At 65.0% G+C, this 19,760-nt stretch carries 20 protein-coding genes and 1 riboswitch; of the genes, 1 reads left to right on the plus strand and 19 read right to left on the minus strand.

Annotation, left to right across the window (positions count from 1 at the left end; translation table 11 throughout):
• Positions 1-36 precede the first annotated feature (36 nt).
• The 14 genes from GIB19_RS05015 to GIB19_RS05080 all read right to left on the minus strand — a co-directional run bounded on the left by GIB19_RS05015 (position 37) and on the right by GIB19_RS05080 (position 13,638).
• On the minus strand, positions 37-159 hold the full coding sequence (locus tag GIB19_RS05015; RefSeq protein ID WP_274884026.1) for a hypothetical protein: 123 nt from the start codon (positions 157-159) through the stop codon (positions 37-39).
• Positions 156-1,358, minus strand: a complete 1,203-nt coding sequence (locus tag GIB19_RS05020) for an MFS transporter (RefSeq protein WP_027595875.1) — start codon at positions 1,356-1,358, stop codon at positions 156-158. Before GIB19_RS05020 ends, GIB19_RS05015 begins: the two co-directional genes overlap by 4 nt.
• A gap of 63 nt (positions 1,359-1,421) precedes the next feature.
• On the minus strand, positions 1,422-1,826 hold the full coding sequence (locus GIB19_RS05025; RefSeq protein ID WP_274884027.1) for a MarR family winged helix-turn-helix transcriptional regulator: 405 nt from the start codon (positions 1,824-1,826) through the stop codon (positions 1,422-1,424).
• Positions 1,827-1,911: 85 nt separating this feature from the next.
• Positions 1,912-2,646 carry an adenosylcobinamide-GDP ribazoletransferase gene (locus GIB19_RS05030; RefSeq protein WP_274884029.1) on the minus strand — a complete coding sequence of 245 codons (735 nt, stop codon included), beginning with the start codon at positions 2,644-2,646 and terminating at the stop codon, positions 1,912-1,914.
• Position 2,647: 1 nt separating this feature from the next.
• Positions 2,648-3,214: an alpha-ribazole phosphatase family protein gene (gene cobC / locus GIB19_RS05035; protein WP_274884030.1), complete on the minus strand. Its 567-nt coding sequence runs from the start codon at positions 3,212-3,214 to the stop codon at positions 2,648-2,650.
• Entirely contained in the window at positions 3,211-4,266 is a 1,056-nt protein-coding gene (gene cobT, locus GIB19_RS05040; RefSeq protein WP_099428518.1) for a nicotinate-nucleotide--dimethylbenzimidazole phosphoribosyltransferase, read from the minus strand. The genes cobC and cobT overlap by 4 nt, the downstream gene beginning before the upstream one ends.
• On the minus strand, positions 4,263-4,784 hold the full coding sequence (gene cobU / locus GIB19_RS05045) for a bifunctional adenosylcobinamide kinase/adenosylcobinamide-phosphate guanylyltransferase (RefSeq protein WP_274884032.1): 522 nt from the start codon (positions 4,782-4,784) through the stop codon (positions 4,263-4,265). Before cobU ends, cobT begins: the two co-directional genes overlap by 4 nt.
• A gap of 1 nt (position 4,785) precedes the next feature.
• Positions 4,786-6,240: a cobyric acid synthase gene (locus GIB19_RS05050; protein WP_274884033.1), complete on the minus strand. Its 1,455-nt coding sequence runs from the start codon at positions 6,238-6,240 to the stop codon at positions 4,786-4,788.
• Positions 6,237-7,229, minus strand: coding sequence for a threonine-phosphate decarboxylase CobD (gene cobD, locus GIB19_RS05055; protein WP_274884034.1), 993 nt, complete (start codon positions 7,227-7,229; stop codon positions 6,237-6,239). The genes GIB19_RS05050 and cobD overlap by 4 nt, the downstream gene beginning before the upstream one ends.
• On the minus strand, positions 7,222-8,130 hold the full coding sequence (gene cbiB, locus GIB19_RS05060; RefSeq protein WP_274884035.1) for an adenosylcobinamide-phosphate synthase CbiB: 909 nt from the start codon (positions 8,128-8,130) through the stop codon (positions 7,222-7,224). Before cbiB ends, cobD begins: the two co-directional genes overlap by 8 nt.
• On the minus strand, positions 8,127-8,777 hold the full coding sequence (gene bluB, locus GIB19_RS05065) for a 5,6-dimethylbenzimidazole synthase (RefSeq protein ID WP_027595866.1): 651 nt from the start codon (positions 8,775-8,777) through the stop codon (positions 8,127-8,129). The genes cbiB and bluB overlap by 4 nt, the downstream gene beginning before the upstream one ends.
• Positions 8,774-10,069: a cobyrinate a,c-diamide synthase gene (locus GIB19_RS05070; protein ID WP_274884036.1), complete on the minus strand. Its 1,296-nt coding sequence runs from the start codon at positions 10,067-10,069 to the stop codon at positions 8,774-8,776. The genes bluB and GIB19_RS05070 overlap by 4 nt, the downstream gene beginning before the upstream one ends.
• Complete coding sequence (cobO, locus tag GIB19_RS05075; protein ID WP_027595864.1) at positions 10,066-10,677, minus strand: cob(I)yrinic acid a,c-diamide adenosyltransferase; 612 nt, start codon at positions 10,675-10,677, stop codon at positions 10,066-10,068. The genes GIB19_RS05070 and cobO overlap by 4 nt, the downstream gene beginning before the upstream one ends.
• A 120-nt stretch (positions 10,678-10,797) precedes the next feature.
• Positions 10,798-11,019, minus strand: a riboswitch (cobalamin riboswitch).
• Between the two features lie 72 nt (positions 11,020-11,091).
• Positions 11,092-13,638 (minus strand): dermonecrotic toxin domain-containing protein, encoded by a 2,547-nt coding sequence (locus tag GIB19_RS05080; RefSeq protein WP_274884037.1) that lies wholly within the window; start codon positions 13,636-13,638, stop codon positions 11,092-11,094.
• Between the two features lie 145 nt (positions 13,639-13,783).
• Here GIB19_RS05080 and GIB19_RS05085 point away from each other — a divergent pair, with 145 nt between their 5' ends.
• Positions 13,784-15,100 (plus strand): PQQ-dependent sugar dehydrogenase, encoded by a 1,317-nt coding sequence (locus GIB19_RS05085; RefSeq protein WP_274884039.1) that lies wholly within the window; start codon positions 13,784-13,786, stop codon positions 15,098-15,100.
• A 122-nt stretch (positions 15,101-15,222) separates the two neighbouring features.
• On the opposite strand, the gene GIB19_RS05090 is transcribed toward GIB19_RS05085, so the two are convergent.
• From GIB19_RS05090 to GIB19_RS05110, 5 genes are all read right to left on the minus strand, one after another.
• On the minus strand, positions 15,223-15,756 hold the full coding sequence (locus GIB19_RS05090; RefSeq protein ID WP_027595861.1) for a C40 family peptidase: 534 nt from the start codon (positions 15,754-15,756) through the stop codon (positions 15,223-15,225).
• Between the two features lie 140 nt (positions 15,757-15,896).
• On the minus strand, positions 15,897-16,538 hold the full coding sequence (locus GIB19_RS05095; RefSeq protein WP_274884041.1) for a C40 family peptidase: 642 nt from the start codon (positions 16,536-16,538) through the stop codon (positions 15,897-15,899).
• Between the two features lie 127 nt (positions 16,539-16,665).
• Positions 16,666-17,373, minus strand: a complete 708-nt coding sequence (gene hda, locus GIB19_RS05100; RefSeq protein ID WP_027595859.1) for a DnaA regulatory inactivator Hda — start codon at positions 17,371-17,373, stop codon at positions 16,666-16,668.
• Between the two features lie 150 nt (positions 17,374-17,523).
• The gene (locus GIB19_RS05105) at positions 17,524-18,597 is read right to left on the minus strand and encodes an AI-2E family transporter (protein WP_099428509.1); all 1,074 of its coding nucleotides are present in this window, start codon (positions 18,595-18,597) and stop codon (positions 17,524-17,526) included.
• A 12-nt stretch (positions 18,598-18,609) separates the two neighbouring features.
• Positions 18,610-19,665: a DUF2066 domain-containing protein gene (locus tag GIB19_RS05110; RefSeq protein WP_274884043.1), complete on the minus strand. Its 1,056-nt coding sequence runs from the start codon at positions 19,663-19,665 to the stop codon at positions 18,610-18,612.
• Positions 19,666-19,760 lie beyond the last annotated feature (95 nt).

Consider the following 19,760-nt stretch of genomic DNA (forward strand, 5'->3'; position numbering starts at 1 on the left):
TCCCGCAAGACAATCCTTGAACTTGCAGGGTAGCGCTTAACAAACCCCCATGCCCAGTTGCATCAACGCCAACCCACCCTGGTGCCACCCCCACCACACCAGCGCCAGCAGCACGATCGCGACAACGGCGAGCAAGCCTTGAGCCAGGTAGCGCTTCATGCGGCCTGGGCCTGCAGGCGGGCGACCGGGCGTTCACGTACCGGCCAGTTGAGGGCGGCGGCCAGCAGGCTGAGCAGGATCGAAATCTGCCAGACCAAGTCGTAGTTACCCGTGCGGTCGTAGACCACCCCGCCCAACCAGCCGCCCAGGAAGGCGCCCAGCTGGTGGAAGAGGAACACGATGCCGCCCAGCATCGACAGGTTGCGCACACCAAACAGTGTCGCCACTGTGCCGTTGGTCAACGGGACGGTAGAAAGCCACAGCAGGCCCATGGCGATGCCGAACAGGTAGGCGCTGAATTGGGTCACAGGCGCCCAGAGGAACAACACGATCACGACTGCGCGAAGCAGATAAAGCCCTGTGAGCAGGCGCGGCTTGGACATGCGCCCGCCCAGCCAACCGGCGGTGAAGGTGCCGACGATGTTGAACAGGCCCACCAGTGCCAACACCGTGGTGCCCGTGGTCGCAGCCAGGTGTTGGTCGACCAGGTAGGCCGGCAGGTGCACGCCGATGAACACCACCTGGAACCCGCAGACGAAAAAGCCCAGCGCCAGCAGCCAGAACCCGGTATGCGAGCAGGCTTCACGCAGGGCCTGGCCCAAGGTCTGTTCGGCGCCATGGCTGGGCAGCGGGCGGTCACGCAACAGGCCGACGAGGGGTACGATGAGTGCCACCATCAGGCCCAGGACCAGCAACGCGGCGGACCAGCCCAGCCACTCGATCAAGCCAAGGGTGCCGGGCAGCATGGCGAACTGGCCGAATGAACCGGCCGCACTCGCAATACCCATCGCCATGCTGCGTTTGTCGGCCGGCACGGCGCGCCCAACCACACCCAGGATGACCGAGAACGAGGTGCCGGAAAGGCCGATGCCGATCAACAGGCCAGCGCTCAACGACAGCGACCAGGCAGAGTCGGCCATCCCCATGAACATCAACCCGGCGGCGTAGAGAATGCCACCGATGATCACCACGCGCGCCGCGCCCACGCGGTCAGCCAAGGCGCCGGCGAACGGTTGTGCCAGCCCCCAGATGAGGTTCTGCAAAGCGATGGCGAAGGCAAACACACCACGCCCCCAGCCAAAGTCGGCGCTCATCGGCGCCAGGAACAGGCCAAAGCCGTGTCGCACACCCAAAGACAGCGCCAGTATCAACGCTGCCCCCACAAGCACCCACCCGCTGGTTCGCCACACCGAAGTCATTGTCGTTATCTCCAGCACATCGCAAGGTTTTGCGGGTATATACCCGCTTATAGTCGCATCAGCTCAAGCCAGTTGTTCCAGCAAACGCACCAACTCGTCACGCTGCCCTACGCCCAAGCGCTCGACCAGCAACCCTTGGGCCTGCTCCCAGGCCGGGTAAGCTGCTTGCAGCAGCGCCTTGCCGGCGTCGGTCAGCAGCACCACGCGGTTGCGCTGGTCGTCGCCGTCTGCCAAGGCCACCAGGCCATCGGCTTCGAGCACCCGCAGGTTGCGCCCCAAGGTGCTGCGTTCGAGGCCCATGGCCTCGGCCAAGGTGGTGATGCTTGGACGGTCAAGCCGCTGCAAGTGCCGCAACAGGGAAAACTGGGCGACATTGATGCCGAAGCCGGCAAGGGCCTCGTCATAATGCCGGCTCACCCCGCGGGCGGCACGACGCAGATGGGTACAGATGCATTCACTGGTCAGCATGGATACGTGTATATACCCGCGTCATGGGTGTTGCAAGAAGTTTCATCAGGATGGACTGCGGCGTGGGAGATCGCGTGCAGGTGATTCAGAGGCCCAGCGCCAACCCCAGCACCACGGTCAGCTCCAGCAACTCGAGCATCGCCCCGGCGGTGTCACCGGTCGTGCCGCCTAGGCGCCGACACATGAGGCGCCGCAACCAGGCGAACACAGCCACGGCTGCAACCAGCACCCAGATCGCGCCCCAGCCGCCCACTGCAAGGCACAGGGCTGCACTGGCGAGCAATACCCACCCAGCAGCAGCGCGCGGCAGATGTTCGGCCAGCGCCTGCCCCAGGCCACCGGGGCGTACGTAAGGCGTACAGAGGAACAGGCCCAGCATCGCCGCACGCCCCACCACCGGTGCCAGCAGCAGCTCGAGCCCTGCCCCACGCTCGACCAGTACCCACAACGCACAGAACTTCAGCAACAGCACCAGCACCAAGGTCACTACAGCGATCGGCCCGCTGCGCGGATCTTTCATGATCCGCAGCGTGCGCTCTCGGTCGCCGAAGCCACCCAGCCAGGCATCGGCGCTGTCGGCCAACCCGTCCAGGTGCAGGGCGCCGCTGAGCAACACCCACAGCGCCAGCAGCAACGCCGCGTGCAAAGGCGCGGGCGTGCCGTGCAGCAGGTGATTGGCCAGCCACAACAGCAGGCCGAACAGCAGCCCGACCAGTGGGTAGCACAACAGCGAGCGGCCTACTTGCTGCGGCGCCGGCATGCCCGGCAAGCTCACGGGCAAGCTGCTGAGAAACTGCAGGGCAATCCAGAACGGCAGCATGTCAGTGCGCCTCGCCCAATTGACCGTCGTCGCGCAGCACCAGGCGCACCAATGCGCCGTGGGCAACTTCCACCTGCAGCAACTGCTCCCGGGGCAGGCCACGTGCACGGGCCAGCAACAGGCGCATCACCCCGCCGTGGGTGACCAGCAGCACGCGCTTGCCGGCATGCTGCTGGCTCAAGCGCTCGACGCCCGCCAGTACCCGTTCGGCAAACGCACTGACCGGTTCGCCATTGGGCGGGGTATAGCCATAAGGGTCGGCCCAGAAGCGCCCCAGCGCATCGGCCTGGTCTTGCATGATCTGCGCCGCGCTGCGGCCTTCCCAGTCACCGAAATGCAGCTCCTGCAAAGCGGCCTCACGCTGTACTGGCAGGTGCAGGCGTGCTCCCAGCTCATCGGCAAAACGCGCACAGCGCTGCAGCGGCGAGCTGACCAGCACTTGCCACGGGCCCGCTTCGGCGACCGCGCTGCGCATCTGCGCCCAGCCTTTTTCAGTCAGGGCATCATCAAGGCTGCCACGCAGGCCGCCCTGCTCCGTTTCGCCGTGGCGCAACAGGTCGAGGATCATGCCGGGCGGTCCGCCACGGCCGCTTCGGCAAAGGTCGCCATCTGCCCGTGCAGCGCGCAGGCCAGGCGCAACAAGGGGACCGCCAGCGCGGCACCGCTGCCCTCGCCCAGGCGCAGGCCCAGCGCCAGCAACGGCTCGGCCTGCAACGCCTCGAGCAAGGCCTTGTGCCCTGGCTCCGCGCCCTGGTGGGCAAACAGCAGCCATGCGCGGCACTGCGGGTTGAGGCGTACCGCCACCAGCGCAGCAACGCTGCAGATAAAGCCGTCCACCAGCACCGCGACACCCTCTTGCGCGCAGGCGATGTAAGCGCCCGCCAAGGCGGCGATCTCGAAACCGCCGACACAGGCCAGCGCCTGCAGCGGGTCGTCAGCACGCAGGCCATGCAGGATCAGCGCACGCTCGATGACTTCGGCCTTGTGCCGCACACCGGCGTTGTCCAGGCCAGTGCCTGGGCCGCTCAACTCACGCGCTGGGCAGCCCAGCAAGTTACTGGCCAGGGCGGCGGCAGCGGTCGTGTTGCCGATGCCCATTTCGCCACCGATGAACAACTGCGCGCCCTGTTCAGCGGCCCGCAATGCGCTGTCGCGCCCGGCCTGCAAGGCGGACTGCAACTGGGCCTCGGTCATCGCTGGCTGGCGGGCGAAGTTGGCGGTGCCGGCGCCCAGGTGCAGATGCCGCACACCGGGCAGCGCCAGGCTGGGGTCGATGGTGCCGAGGTCGACCACTTCCAGGCTGGCTTGCAGCTGGCGCGCCAACACGCTGATCGCCGCGCCGCCGCCAACGAAGTTGCGCAGCATTTGCCCGGTCACGGCTTGCGGGTAGGCCGAAATGCCCTCCTCTACCACACCGTGGTCACCGGCGAAGATCGTGATCGCCAGTTGGTCCACCACGGGCCGCTCGCGGCCTTGCAGGCCCGCCAGGTGCACGGCCAGGCCTTCCAGCTGGCCGAGCGAACCGGCAGGTTTGGTCAGCTGTTGCTGACGGGCGCGGGCCTGGTCCATGGCGGCGTTGTCGAGGGGTTGGCAGGCATCACGCCACCAGGCTTGAGTCATAGTGCAGGTCCTTTGAGCATAAGGGGCAGGCCAGCCACGGTCAGCACCACGCGCTGACAGCGTTCAGCAACGGCCTGGTGTAGCCAGCCGGCCTGGTCGACATAACGCCGGGTCAGTTCACCCATGGGCACCACGCCCAGGCCGGTTTCGTTGCTGACCAAGATAACCGTGCCGGGCAACTGCGCCAGGCAGTCGAGCAGCGCATCGCGCTCCTCGGCCAGGCGCTGGTCGTTGTCGAGCATCAGCAGGTTGGTCAGCCACAGGGTCAGGCAATCCACCAATAGGCAGCGCCCTTCGGCCGCTTCGAGGCGCAGCACCGCCGCCAGTGCCAGGGGTTCTTCGATCAACCCCCAGTCAGCGGGCCGGCGTTGGCGATGCAAGCGCACGCGTTCGTTCATTTCACCGTCCAGCGGCTCGCTGGTGGCGATGTAGGTGACCGGCAGGCCGCTGTCGCTGGCCAGCTGTTCGGCCAGGCGGCTCTTGCCGGAACGGGCGCCGCCGAGGATCAGGTTGAGCATTTCAGGCGACTCCACACAGCGTGCGCAGGTGCGCGGTGTCCAGGTGTTTTTCCACCAGGTCCGCCAGGCGTTCGATATCACGCTCGCGCAGGGCCTGGTAGTCGATAGACTCTGCATCGGCCAGCCCCGCCCAGCGCAGCAACGCGGCGCACGACTGGCTGCCTTCGAACAGGCCATGCAGGTAGGTGGCGAGGATCTGCCCATCGGCGCTGATGGCGCCGTCACAGCGGCCATCGTCCAGCTGCACGGCGGGGCGTTCCAGGGCCGGGCCCTGGGTAACGCCGGCATGGATCTCGTAGCCCGAAACCGGCACGTTTTCCAGGGTCACGGTACCGGCAACGTTGCGCAGTTGCTTGTCGGCCTCCAGTACCGTGGCGTAGTCCAGCAGGCCCAGCCCAGGGCTGGAGCCCGCCGGCCCTTCCAGGCCCAGCGGGTCGTGCACCTGAGCCCCGAGCATCTGCAGGCCGCCGCAGATGCCGATGAGCTTGCCGCCATAGCGCAAGTGGCGGGCAATGGCGGTATCCCAGCCCCGCTCGCGCAGTTGCGCCAGGTCGCCCCGCACGCTTTTCGAGCCAGGCAGGATGATCAGGTCGGCAGGCGGTATCGGCTGGCCCGGCCCGATGAACTGCAAATCCACTTGCGGGTGCAGGCGCAGCGGGTCGAAGTCGGTGTGGTTGCTGATGCGCGGCAGCACCGGCACGATCACCTTCAGTACGCGCTCTCCTTTGGCCACCTGGCGCACATCGATGCCGTCCTCGGCCTCCAGGTGCAGGTCGGTGACATACGGCAACACGCCCAGCACCGGCTTGCCGGTACGCGCTTCGAGCCAGTCCAGCCCAGGCTGCAGCAAGGCGATGTCACCGCGGAAGCGGTTGATGACGAAGCCTTTGACCCGCGCCTGTTCACTCGGCGACAGCAGCTCCAGCGTGCCCACCAGGTGAGCGAATACCCCACCGCGGTTGATGTCGGCCACCAGGATCACCGGGCAGTCGACCGCTTCGGCAAAGCCCATGTTGGCGATGTCGCCGGCACGCAGGTTGATCTCTGCCGGCGAGCCCGCACCTTCGACCATCACCACCGGGTACGCGGCGCTCAGGCGCTGGTGCGACGCCAGCACCGCTTGCATGGCGATGGCCTTGTAGTCGTGATAAGCCACTGCATTCATGCTGGTGACCGCGCGACCGTGGATGATCACCTGGGCGCCAGTGTCGCTGTTGGGCTTGAGCAGCACCGGGTTCATGTCGGTGTGCGGCGCCAGCCGGCAAGCCTGGGCCTGCACGGCCTGGGCCCGGCCGATTTCGCCACCGTCGGCGGTCACTGCGCTGTTCAGCGCCATGTTCTGCGGCTTGAACGGCACCACGCCGACACCCTGGCGCAACAGCCAGCGGCACAGCGCGGTCACCAGCGTGCTTTTGCCGGCATCGGAGGTGGTGCCTTGCACCATGAGCGTGGTCATGCCGTTTCCTTTTGATAGTCGGTCAGGGCCTGGGCCAGGCGCTGCTCGTCCGCCGCCCTGGCAGGCAAGCCCAGGCGCACGGCGGCAGGCTGCTCGAACAGGCGCACCAGGATGCCGCGCCAGGCAAGAAAGTCATGCAAGTGCGCGGCACGCTCGCTGCGCACGTACTGGAACAGGTCGCAGCCGCCGCTCGGCGCCAGCCCGGTGCTGTGCAACAGCGCAGCGAGGCGATGGCTGCTGGCGGCGCAGCGCTCGATCTGCACCTGGTGGGCAATGTGGTCGGCAAAGCAGGCTTGGGCCAGCACCCGCGTTGGGCCGCTGACAGTCCAAGGGCCGAGCAACTCAGCCAGCCGCTGCAGCACGCTGGGCTGCGCCGCAACAACCCCCAAACGCACACCGGCCAGGCCAAAGAACTTGCCGAACGAGCGCAGCACGATCAGGCCAGGCCGTTCGGCGCAGTCGACCACGCTGTGGGCGGGGGTGTTGTCCATGAACGCCTCGTCGACCACCAGCCAGCCCCCACGCGCCGCCAGTCGCCCATGCCAGTCGAGCAGGCGCTCCCGGCTGACCTGGCGGCCGGTCGGGTTGTTGGGGTTGACCAGCACCAGCACATCGAGGCTGTCGAGCGCGCCTTCCACCTGGGCTTCATCCAGTTCGACCAATGTGTGCCCTGCCCGCTGCCAGGCATACGGGTGCTCGGCATAGCATGGGGTCAACACACCGACCCGGCCCGCCGGGCGCAGCAATGGCAAGGCCTGGATCGCGGCCTGCGAGCCAGCCACCGCCAACAGCTGGCGGGTGCCGTAGTACTGCCGAGCGGCTTCTTCCAGGCCGTCTTCGGTCTCTGGCAGACGCGCCCAGGCGTCGAGTGGAATCGGCGGGATCGGGTAAGGCCAAGGGGCAATGCCGCTGGACAGGTCGAGCCAATGTTCGCGCGCGATCCCGTAGTGACGCACCGCACGCAGCAGACGACCACCGTGTTCAAGCATTCCAGTAAGCTCCCAGGCAAATCAGCAGTACCCACAGCCACACACCCCGCTGCACCAGGCTCCAGCCACGCTCGATAGCATCGGCATCGGCCATGGGCCCTTCGCCCAGGCGCGGCCGCTCGTGCAGCTCACCGTGATACACCGCCGGGCCGCCCAGCTCGACCCCCAGCGCGCCAGCACCTGCCGCCATCACAGGGCCGGCGTTGGGGCTGTCCCACAGGGGCCCTTGGTTGCGCCAGCAGGCCAGGGCCAGGCGGGTTTTGCCGAGCAGCGCGTAGGTCAGCGCCACCAGCCTTGCGGGAATATAGTTGAGCACATCGTCGATGCGTGCCGCGCACCAGCCAAACCGCTCGAAGCGTTCGTTGCGATAGCCCCACATGGCATCCAGGGTATTGCTCAAGCGGTACAACACCACGCCAGGCGCGCCCGCCACCACGAACCAGAACAGTGCGGCGAACACCGCATCGCTGCCGTTTTCCAGCACCGATTCGGTCGCTGCCCTGGCCACGGCGGGCTCGTCCAGCTCGCGGGTTTCGCGGCTGACCAGATAGCCCACCCGCCGCCGCGCCTCTTCCAGGTCACCCTGGCGCAATGCGTTCGCCACCGGCAGCACGTGCTCGCCAAGGCTACGCAGCCCCAACGCGCAGTACAGCGCCAGCACGTCGACTAGCCAGCCGATGTACGGCAGCCAGGACAGGATCAGTGCAACCAGGGTCAGCGGCACCACCGCGAGGAACCAGGCGCTCACGCCGTGGCTGCGCCAAGCGCGCCCGCCGGCATTCAGGCGACGCTCCAGGTTGGCGGCCATGTTGCCGAACGCCACCAGTGGATGACGCCGCTGCGGCTCGCCCAGCAAGGCATCCAGGGCCACCCCGGCCACGGTCAGCAAGGCAACGCTCATGGCTGCTCTCCCCATTGGTTGTGATACAGCAGGTCACTCAAAGGGCGTTCTTCTGCCCAGTTTTCCAGCACCAGCATCGGGGCTGGGTAAAATTCGGTCACAGGCCCCAGGCACAGCACCGCCACCGGCTTGGCCCCCGCCGGCATGCCCAGCAGTTCGGCCAATGCCACGGGGTCGAACAGCGATACCCAGCCCATCCCCAGGCCCTCGGCACGCGCCGCCAGCCACAGGTTCTGGATGGCGCAGGCCAGCGAGGCGAGGTCCATTTCCGGCAAGGTGCGGCGGCCAAAGATGTGCGGTTCGCGCTGGTCCATCAACGCGGCCACCAGCAGTTCGGCGCAATCGTTGATGCCTTCGACCTTGAGCGTCATGAACGCATCGGCGCGTTCGCCCAGTGCATCGGCAGTGCGTAGCCGCTCTTCCTCGACCAATGCCTGGATGCGCGTGCGCAGGTCGCGCTGGGTGATGCGGATGAACCGCCAGGGCTGCATCAGCCCGACGCTCGGTGCCTGATGCGCCGCAGCCAACAGGCGGGCGAGCAACGCCGGGGCCACCTCGCCACCGGCAAAATGGCGCATGTCGCGGCGTTCGCCGATGGCCCGGTACAGCGCGGCGCGTTCGGCGTCGCTGAAAGCGTGTTCGCTCATGGTCGCAACAGCGCCGCCGCCGCGTCCGGGTTGGAGGGGAAGTAGAAGTGCACGTAGGAAGCCGTCAGGCGGCCCAGGCGATACACCGCCTCGTTGCCACGCCCGCCATTAGGGCTCAGCCCCCGGGCGATCGGCGCCAGCTCGGTGCTGGTGAGCGAGTGATGGTAGGTGTGGCCACGCAGGGTGCCTTCGGGCAGTTCCACTGCCTGCAAGGCCAATGCGGCCAGGCGCTTCTGCATGGTCGCCTCGCCCGTCAGCAAGCCGAGCAGTTCGGCACGCTCACCCGCTACGTCGGTCAGTGCGTCGAGCAGGTAAAGCATGCCGCCACACTCGGCCAGCAACGGCTTGCCCTGGGCATGATGGTCACGGATCGCCGCGCACATCGGCGTGTTGGCCGCCAGTGCGTGGTGGTGCAGTTCCGGGTAGCCGCCCGGCAAGTACAGGCTGTCCACAGCGGGCAGTTCGCAGTCGTGCAGCGGCGAGAAGAACACCAACTGCGCGCCGAGGTTGCGCAGCAGGTCGATATTGGCACCATAAAGGAAGGCGAACGCCTCGTCCCGCGCGACGCCAATGCGCACACCGGCCAATGAAGCGGCGGCCGGCTGCGGTTCCGGCTCGGCAAACGCCACGGGCGGTGGTAAAGCGGCATCGCAACTGGCGCCCAGCGCTTCGGCCGCAGCATCCAGGCGGGCATCCAGGTCGTTCAGCTCGCTGGCCTGGACCAAGCCCAGGTGGCGGCTGGGCAGTTCGATACCGCGCTCACGCGACAGGCCGCCGTACCAGCGCAGCCCTTCGGTCAGGCTGCCTTCTAGCAGCTGCGCATGGCGCAAGCTGCCGACCCGGTTGGCCAGCACGCCGGCGAATGGCAGGTCGGCCTGGTAACGCGCCAGCCCGAGGGCCAGGGCGCCAAAGGTTTGGGCCATGGCCGTGCCGTCGATCACCGCCAGCACCGGCACGCCGAAATGACGCGCCAGGTCGGCGCTCGACGGGGTGCCGTCGAACAGGCCCATGACCCCTTCGATCAAGATCAGGTCAGCCTCAGCGGCTGCTTCCCATAGCAGGCGACGGCTTTCCTGCTCGCCGATCATCCACAGGTCGAGCTGGTAGACCGGTGCGCCGCTGGCACGCTCCAGGATCATCGGGTCGAGAAAATCAGGCCCACACTTGAACACCCGGACCTTACGCCCAAGGTTATGGTGCAGCCGGGCCAAGGCTGCGGTCACAGTGGTCTTGCCCTGGCCGGAAGCCGGCGCCGCGATCAACACGGCCGGGCAATGTCGCAGTTCACTCACAGTTCAACGCCCTTCTGCGCACGGATACCCGCCTGGAAGGCGTGCTTGAGCATGCCCATCTCGGTGACGGTATCGGCCAGTTCGATCATTTCAGGCTTGGCCGCGCGGCCGGTAACGATCACGTGCTGCATCGGCGGGCGGGCTTGGATGTCGGAGAGCACCTGATCGAGGTCGAGGTAGCCATGTTTGAGCGCGATGTTCAGTTCATCGAGTACCACGAACTGCACGGTCGGGTCTTGCAGCAGTTGGCGCGACACGGCCCAGGCGGCTTCGGCGGCGGCGATGTCGCGCTGGCGGTCCTGGGTCTCCCAGGTGAAGCCCTCGCCCATCACGTGGTAGCGCACCTGCTCGGGGAAGCGCCGGAAAAACAGCTCTTCGCCGGTGCTGTTGCGGCCTTTGATGAACTGCACCACGCCGCACTGCATGCCGTGGCCCAGGGCGCGGGCGAGCATGCCGAAGGCCGAGCTGCTCTTGCCCTTGCCGTTGCCGGTCAGCACCAGCAACAGGCCGCATTCATTGGGGGAATTGGCGATGCGCTCGTCGATGACCGCCTTTTTGCGCTGCATGCGCGCCAGGTGGCGTTCGTCGCGTTCGGTGGGTTCGCTCATCAGGGTTCTCCGCAGGCTGACGCCACGCGAGAAGCGGCGACAGGTCGATAGGCAGGCAGACGGAGAACGCGCAGGAGCCGTGGCTGGACGCCACGGTGCACCGCGCATCACCCTCCGTGATGCCGTTGGCTGAATCAGGCCGGTCTCCGGGCTTGTGAGCGGGCCTTGGCCCACGCCTGCGCGCCTTCCCGGATGCTGGCATCCAGTGGCTGTGCGCGGCATTTGACTCACTTACCGTTGCGGGGGCAGCGCCGGGCTCGCGCCTTTGCTGGCGCCCACCGGCTTCCCAGTTTCACCCTGCCCAGACGGGGCTGGCAGGGCACCTGAAACACGCGCGAAGGTTAGAGGGTTGGGGCGGGAGCGTCAATCGAACGCGCCCGCCTTTGGCGCAACGTTGGGGCTCAATTTGCGACATTATTCAGGAAAGAACCGCGTCACCAGTGCCGGCGTCCTGATGTGCGCCGTGTAGGCCGCCAGGTCGAAGGCCAGCCCTGTGCGCAGGTCGTAAACCGGCCCCAAGGCAGGCTTGATGGTCTGCTTCAGGGTGACCTTGATGAAGCGATAGTACTCGCCATAGACCTGCTGCAAGGCATCGATGCGGAAGTAGTTGCCAGGCTGGAACAGCGTTTCGGCCTCTTCGGAATACGACGAAAAGGCGCTGATCGGCGTTGCGCTGTGGTAGTCCCCGGCAGGCAGCTCGAACACCACCGAACTGTCATCGAACAAGCCTGGCACGCCGCCCGGCACGTTCGGGTAACGCAAGCAGGCAAACTCCGCGGCCATGTAGGGGTTTTCGGTGAACGAGGTGAAGTCGGTATTGACCAGCACATCGCCAACCCGCAGCTCACCGTTTCGGTAACGCTCACCACCGGTACGGCGCGAGCGATGCCCCCCTCGGTACAACCTGACCTGATTGTTTTTGGGCAACTGCTCAAGGCTGTTGGCAAGGTTGGCGATATAGTCATCCTCATCGCCATACCGGTAGCTCCCGGAGCGGAACACATCGTTCACTTTCGACTCGTCGCTGGTGTAGTAGTCGACCAGTGCGTTGAAGTACTCCGGGCCGTAGTGATACGAGTAGTGCGTGTGGCCCTCGACCTTGACGCAGTCCAAGTTGCGCTCATCGAGGTCGGGCGCCCGCCCGCGGGGCAGTTCGACGACCGGCCAGGACGCCAATAACGCCTTCTGCCGCTCAAGCGCGAATTCACCCAGCTTTTTGCTCTGCGGGCCGTTCGCTAACGTATAGGTATCCCAGAACGGTGAATTTGTGCTCGGCATACCCTCAACGGCCAAGGGTGTCCCCCCCAGCAATCGGGGCGGCGCCAGCACTTCCCACTCCCCGGCCTGGTTCAGACGCACCGGGTGCAGCGAGCTGAAGGCAAACGGGTTGTCCGCCGAAACCACCAGCCACACGGCCAGCTCATGGCTGTAACGCACGCGATAGGGCAAACCTTGCACATTGATCCAGCAACTGCCGTCGTCATTGACGTGAATGCCGCGCAAGCGGCCCTCCTCGCCCGACTCCCCGGTCAGCACGGCATTGGCGCCCTGCAACTCCTCCGGCAAGTCCGAAGCAGTCGTCGGTTGCCAGCGCCCCAATGAAAGGTTCGTTTCATGGGGCGGTGCTTGATACGCAAGCGAGGCAAAGCTCGCCTGGAAGCTGATATCGACCAGGTTCATGCTGGCGAATACGCTTTCGAGCATGGCCGAGCGCAGGGCATCCTTGCGGCTCTGTTCATCACCCGCGTGCAAAGCAGCGTCCACATCCAGCGCCACCTTGCCCACACTGGCCCCCAGCAGCATCAACGTGACCGGCCAGCCCAACGGCGCAAAACCACCAAACACCCCCAGGAACGCCGCCAGATACCCACTGCACATGGCCTTGCGCAGCCCGACATTGGTTTGCATCAGTTGCGCATTGCCCTGCATTTCGAGCCTGGCCTGTTCGACCAGGTAAGCAAAAAGGGTCGTGCCAAGCGGCCGCTTGAACAGCGTCAGGGCAATCAACGCCGCTTCGTTCGAACGGCTGTCGGCAATACCTTGCAGGTGCACCTTGATCAACCGCCTGGCGGTGGTATCACGTGGATTGCTATGAGCACCCGCCACGAAGGCATCGAGGGTGACCTTGGACTGCAACTGCGTGCGTATCCAACTCACCATCGAGAATTCGGAATCGAAGCCCTTGAGGGTCTTTTCTGCCCACGGCATATAGGCCATGACGCGCCCATCGGGCGCACTCAGGCTGAACAAACACCAACGGTCCGTTTCACCGAACACATAGCGGTGGACCGTTATCTCGCTGCGCGTGGCGTCCTGTTCGAGAACCTCCAGGGTCGGCAATTCACCATTAGGCAAGGCGTCGGTCACCATCCCCCGCACGTGATCCCAATCCCCTGGCGTAATCGTACCCTCCGCCAATGCCTCAGCGCCCTGCCCTAGCAGATTGGTCTTGGCCAGCACTTGAAAATGAGCACCATACAGCGACCAGAAGCGCTCGACCTGCGCACGGTACTCAACTGCGAAGTCCAGCGCCCACAGGTCTTTTTGCACGTCACTGCCCAGCATCGGCACTTCGTTGCGCTCGTCGTAAAACGGCGCATGGGGCCCCTGACGGTAAAACCCGCCACGCATGTCGAGCTCGTCACTGGCATCTTGGAAGTACAGGTCGAAGCGGTCGATTACCAGTTCGTGCATCAACATCGACTTCTGCGGCGGATGGCTGTGTTGCCAGCCGGTTTTACTGAGGCTGCTGGAGTTCTCGTTATTGAACTGGTGCCACCAGACGAAGCGAGGGTCAATTCGCCTGCCCGTGTGTTTTTGCAGAATGCGCGCAGCCTGCTGGCTGGCCAGCGCGTAAGGGTCGGGGTAATCCCGCACCACGTCATCCACCAGCCGGACCAGCGGCCGCGCAGCATCGAATGCCTCGAGGCTGCGAATCACCCTTGCTTTTATATCCGTCATGGCCCACTCCAGGCACTAGAAATCGGGCGTTCATCCTGGCGGCCTACATCATTGCCGTGTGGTAGATGTATGCCTCCCGCCGCTGAACCCCGTGCGCGCAACCCTGCTCTGAATATTGAGTGTTCCTTTTCGGAGAGCAGCGACCATGAAGCGCATCGGCATCGTCTTACCCTGGGTGTTGGCTGCCGGCCTGGCGGGATGCAGCGACACAGCCCGCCTGGACGTGATGGACGGCAGCGGCCCTTCGCCGCAACTGCCCCCGCCCAACAAGACGCTGGTCCCCACGGTGAACATCGCGCCGGCCATTGGCTGGCCCCAGGGCGCCAAGCCCCAGGCTGCAGCCGGCACGCAGGTAACGGCCTTCGCCGACAAGCTCGACCACCCGCGCTGGCTCTATGTGTTGCCCAACGGCGATGTGCTGGTGGCCGAAACCAACGCCCCGCCCAAGCCTGAAGATGGCAAAGGCCTGCGTGGCTGGGTGATGGGCAAGGCGATGAAGCGCGCCGGCGCCGGCGTGCCTAGCGCCAACCGCATCACCTTGCTGCGCGATGCCGACCATGATGGGGTCGCGGAAGTGCGCACCACCTTCATCGAAGGGCTCAATTCGCCCTTCGGCATGGCGCTGGTGGGCAAGGACTTCTACGTGGCCGACACCGACAAACTGCTGCGCTTTCACTACGAGCCCGGGGCCATGCACATTCGCGGCGAGGGCCAGCAGGTGGTCGAACTGCCAGGCGGGCCGCTTAACCATCATTGGACCAAGAACGTGATCGCCAGCCCTGACGGCAAGAAGCTCTACGTGACGGTGGGCTCCAACAGCAACGTGGGGGAAAACGGCCTGGACAAGGAACAAGGCCGTGCGGCGATCTGGGAAGTGGATCCTGCCAGCGGCCAGCAGCGCGTGTTTGCCAGCGGCCTGCGCAACCCCAACGGCTTGGCCTGGGAGCCCCACAGCGGCGCACTGTGGACGGCGGTCAACGAACGTGACGAGATCGGTAGCGACCTGGTGCCGGACTACATCACGTCAGTCAAGGATGGCGGCTTCTATGGTTGGCCCTACAGCTATTACGGGCAACACGTCGACCAGCGGGTCGAGCCGCAGGCCCCGCAGAAGGTTGCCCAGGCACTGATGCCGGACTACGCGGTGGGCCCGCACACGGCATCGCTGGGGCTGACGTTCGCCGAGCCTGGCGTGTTGCCGCCGCCGTTCGGGCAGGGGGCATTCGTGGGCCAGCACGGCTCGTGGAACCGCAAGCCGCACAGTGGCTACAAGGTGATCTTCGTGCCGTTCGACGCGACAGGCAAACCTGCCGGCAAACCGGTCGACCTGCTGACGGGGTTTCTGAATGACGAAGGCAAGGCCATGGGGCGACCGGTGGGGGTGATCAATGATCAGCGCGGCGGTTTGCTGGTGGCGGATGACGTGGGGAACGTGATCTGGCGGGTGAGCAAGGCCTTGTAGGAGCAGCCTTGTGCTGCGAAGAGGCCGGTGAAGGCCCCTACATCTAAGCCATATGCACCGGCCTCTTCGCAGCGCAAGGCTGCTCCTACACAGTCAGCGATCAACTGCTGACTGCGCAGGCCTCAGGGATTCTGCGCCAGGTGCCCCTGCGGAATCACGCGCTTGGCCTGCAGGTAAGCCTTGGCCCAGTAGCTGTTCGACAGGTAGTCCAGGCGCACCGTACCGCCGGTGGACGGCGCATGCACAAAGCGCCCTTCCCCGACGTAGATACCGGCATGGCTGACTTGCGAGCCGCCACTGGTGGCAAAGAACACCAGGTCACCCGACTGCAGCGCCTTGGCATCCACGGTAGGCGCGCGCATGACGATCATCTCGCGCGTCGAACGCGGCAAGCTGATGCCGGCGGCATCGCGGTAGACATACTTGATCAGGCCGCTGCAATCGAACCCGGAGTCGGGCGTATTGCCGCCCCAGCGATAAGGCGTGCCCACCAGCCCGATCGCACGGATCAACACGTCGTCGGCAATCGGCGAACCCTCTGGCTGGCTGTAGGTAACCTGCGGCTGAACCACAGGGGCCGGCGCAGGCGCGCGGCTGGAGCAGGCAGCAAGCAATGCCACCAGGGAAAGGAATGCGAAGCGCGCCATCATTACCATGGCCAGAACATCCTGTCTGAGACCGCTGGACCGCAGCCGAAAAGTGTTGAGAATTTAGATTAGACGCTTTCTGTAAATGCGCACGGCGGCGAGCTTTTTTTCAAAGCATCGCCGCCGTGGCAGGGTAAATCATTTTGCTATCAGTTGCGCGCGATGTTGGTCGGCGCCATCGCCAAGGCACGCTTGGCTTCGATGAAGGTCTTGCTCCAGTAGCGATCACCGAGGCTGTCGATGCGCACACCACCGCTGCGGCGGCTGCTGGAGTGGATGAACTGGTTGTCACCCAGGTAGATGCCCGCATGGCTCACACGGCCACGACCATTGGTGCTGAAGAACAGCAGGTCGCCTGGCTTGAGCTTGTTGCGCGCCACTTTCGGGGCATCGACGTTGATCATTTCACGCGTCGAACGCGGCAAGGTCATGCCGGCTTCTTCGCGGAACAGGTAACCGATGAAGCCGCTGCAGTCGAAGCCGGACTTCTCCGAGGTACCGCCGAAGCGGTAGCGGGTGCCGATCAACGACATGCCGCGCTCGAGAATGCTGTCAGCCAGAACTGGCAGCTGGTAAGGCTTGCTGCTGCTGGAGAAGGCCTCCAGGTCATCTTCAGTGGCCAGCTCTTCCGGTTCGCCGAATACCGACGAAGGCGAGGCTTTGGCCTTGAACGCCGACTGTGCGGCGTTCGGGGTGTGATCCTGGGGCTGAGATACCGGGGCTTGTGCCGCGCAGCCAAAAAGCAGGGTCACGAGTGCGAGGGGCACGAGGGGTGCGAAGCGCTTTAGCATGGGCACGACCGTGTCAGTAATCCTTTAGAAGGGGGAAACTATGCCCTCTATCATGGCCATTTGCAAATTTTATCGAAAAAGATGTGACTTTTTCGTTTTTCCGCTCTGGCCCAAGGATTTCAGGGGCTTACCAGCCCAGGGTTTCCTTCAGGAATGGGATGGTCAGCTTGCGTTGCGCTTGCAGCGATGCCTGATCGAGGCGCTCAAGCAGGTCGAACAACGCGCTCATGCTGCGGGTACCGCGGGTGAGGATGAAATGGCCAACCTCATCGGTGAGGTGCAGGCCACGGCGCGACGCGCGCAACTGCAGGGCACGCAGCTTGTCTTCATCAGACATGCCGCGCATCTGGAAGATCAACGCCAGGGTCAGCCGCGACTTGAGGTCGGCCAGTTTGATGGGCAGTTCACGCGGCGAGCTGGAGGCCGCCAGCAGCAAGCGGCGGCCACTGTCGCGCAGGCGGTTGAAGAGGTGGAACATGGCCTCTTCCCAATCGGCCTTTCCGGCAATTACATGCAGGTCATCGATGCACACCAGCTCGTATTGCTCGAGGTGGTCGAGCAATTCGACACCGCGCTCGAGCAATTGCGCCAACGGCAGGTAGACGGCGGGCTCGCCCAATTGCTGGAAACGGTGTGTTGCGGCCTGCAACAGGTGAGTGCGGCCGACACCCTGCTTGCCCCACAGGTAGATGAGGCTCTCGGTCCAGCCGGCGTCAGCTTCGCATAGGCGCTCGACGTAGCCCAATGCCGCAGCATTGGCGCCCGGATAGTAGTTGATGAAGGTGGCGTCATCGCGCAGGCGCACACCCAGGGGCAACTGGATCGGTGGTTTCATGCTCGCGGGCGGTCGCTAGGACCACGGGGGGCCTTTGGTGAACAGTGTGCAAAGTCTATACCCGGAGCGCGGGCGGCACAATCAGTGAGCAGAAGAGCGCAAACAAAATCAACAAGTTGCGGCTCTTTATGGGGGCCTTTCGGCCCCACCTCACAATTCTGGATCGACATCTGCGCCATACATGTCCGACTCTTTGTACAAATCGTGTGCATGCCGCAGCAGCACCATGATCACCGCCGCCACCGGCAGCGCCAGCAGCACCCCGGTGAAACCGAACAGCTCGCCACCAGCAAGAATGGCGAAGATCACCGCCACCGGGTGCAGGCCGATGCGGTCGCCCACCAGCAAGGGCGTCAGCACCATGCCTTCAAGCGCCTGGCCGACCATGAACACCGCAACGATGCCCAGCATCGGATACAAGTCACCGCCAAACTGGAACAAGCCGGCCACCAGCGCCGCACCGATACCAATGATAAAGCCCATGTACGGCACGATCGCTGCCAACCCCGCCAGCATGCCAATCAGCAAGCCAAGCTCGAGCCCCACCAGCATCAGCCCAGCCGAGTAGATGACGCCCAGTGCGAGCATGACCATCAGTTGGCCGCGAACGAACGCGCCCAGTACCTCATGGCACTCCCCCGCCAACTCCACGATCTGCGGTTCGCGGTGGCGCGGCAGCAGGCTGCGCAGCTTGGCCATCATCAGGTCCCAGTCACGCAGCAGGTAGAAGCCCACCACCGGGATCAACACCAGGTTGGCCAGCCAGGCGATCAAGGCCAGGCTTGACGCCGTGGCCTGGGACAGCACGATACCGACGATGTCGGTGGTCTGGCCCATGTGCTCGCCAATGGCAGCCTTGATCTTGTCGAACTTCCAGAAGCCGTCGGCCAGGCCAAGGCGGTGTTGCACCCAGGGCAGCGCCACGTGCTGCAGCCAGTCGAGCATCTGCGGCGCCAGTTCGTACAGGCGCACCAACTGTTTGGCCAGCATCGGCACCAGCACCAGCAGCAAGGCCATGAATATCAGGGTGAACAGGCTGAACACCACCACCACGCCCCAGGTGCGGGACAGCCCCAGGCGCTCCAGGCGGTCTACCAGCGGGTCTGCCAGGTACGCCAGCAGGATACCGATCAGAAAGGGGGTCAGAATATTGTGCAGGCTATATAACAGCACGGCCATCAGCAGTGCTGCGCCCAGCCAGATCCAGCGGCGCATATCGGTCACTATGGGTACTCCTTACCAGCGAAAACGCAGGCCGTCGAACGGCTTGGGCACATCAGGTTGCTCGGGGCTCACGTCCGTTGAAGGGGCAGGCACGGCGGGGGCAACGGGCGCCTGCTCAGCCGGTACCTCCTGCAACTTGGCCAGGCCGAGTTGGGCACGTAATTGGTCGCGGTTGGCCGTGACACCGTAAGTCAGCGTGCTGCCTTCAACCATTTTAAGCCGCGGCCCATAGGGTTCGAGTACGCGGCTCAGTTCGGCGTAGCGTTGCAGGTTCATCCCCTGCACCTGGATCTGCTGCTGGCTGCTGGCGCCTGGGCGGGTCACATAGCGCGGCGCCAGGCGGCTGCTCACGGCCAGCATCACCGCGTCGGCCAACGCCGCCTGGTCGGCGCCCTCGGCACTGCCCTGCTCGTGCTGGTCGCCTACCCACAGCTGCCATTTGCCTTGCCATTTGCCATCCGCCTCTTGGGCGTGTACCGCCAGCAGGGCATCGGCCGCGTAACGCTCGGAAGCTTCGCGCAGCGGTTTTGGGTCATTGCCTTCGACCTGCTTGGCATTGGCCACCAACTGCTCTTGCAGGTCAGCCAGCGGCAGCCGCAATGGCAGGCCCCGGTGCTGGGCTGCACGGCGCAAGTGCTGGGCGGCGGATTGGCCGTCACCCACCAGGTTGCTGCCCTCGGCGTTTTCGTTGAGCCACCAGCCGAGGATCGATGGCCGGTTGCCCCCCCACAGGGCCAGGCCGGCCTTGCGCAAGGCGCGTTCGGTGCTGCCGGGGTCGAACTCGACCAGCACGGACTCGGGCGGGCCGGCTTCGGTACCAACCTGGTTGATGATTTGCTGCGGGTCTTTGCGCAGCTCGGCCAATGCCGGGCTTTGCGCCGCCTTCGGGTCACCGGTCAGGCGCAGGACCAAGGTCTCGAGGGCCTTGCCGGTGGCCTGGGTACGGGCTTCAGCGCCCTGCCCCTGAAGCGGCTCGCGCACCTGATAAAGCCCGGAGACGTTCTCGGCTTGCGCGGCTAGCGAGATCAGGGCAAGACAACCTGCTGCAAGAGTGTTGAAAAGACGCATGGAGGATTCCTGTCCAGAAACAAGGTGGAACGGCCGTTGTCATGCAGGCTGTGACCGCGGTGGAACGAAAAATGCTCCTATATGGCTTACACCTT

It is taken from the genome of Pseudomonas sp. ITEM 17296 (assembly GCF_028895205.1).
Lineage (GTDB): Bacteria > Pseudomonadota > Gammaproteobacteria > Pseudomonadales > Pseudomonadaceae > Aquipseudomonas > Aquipseudomonas kermanshahensis.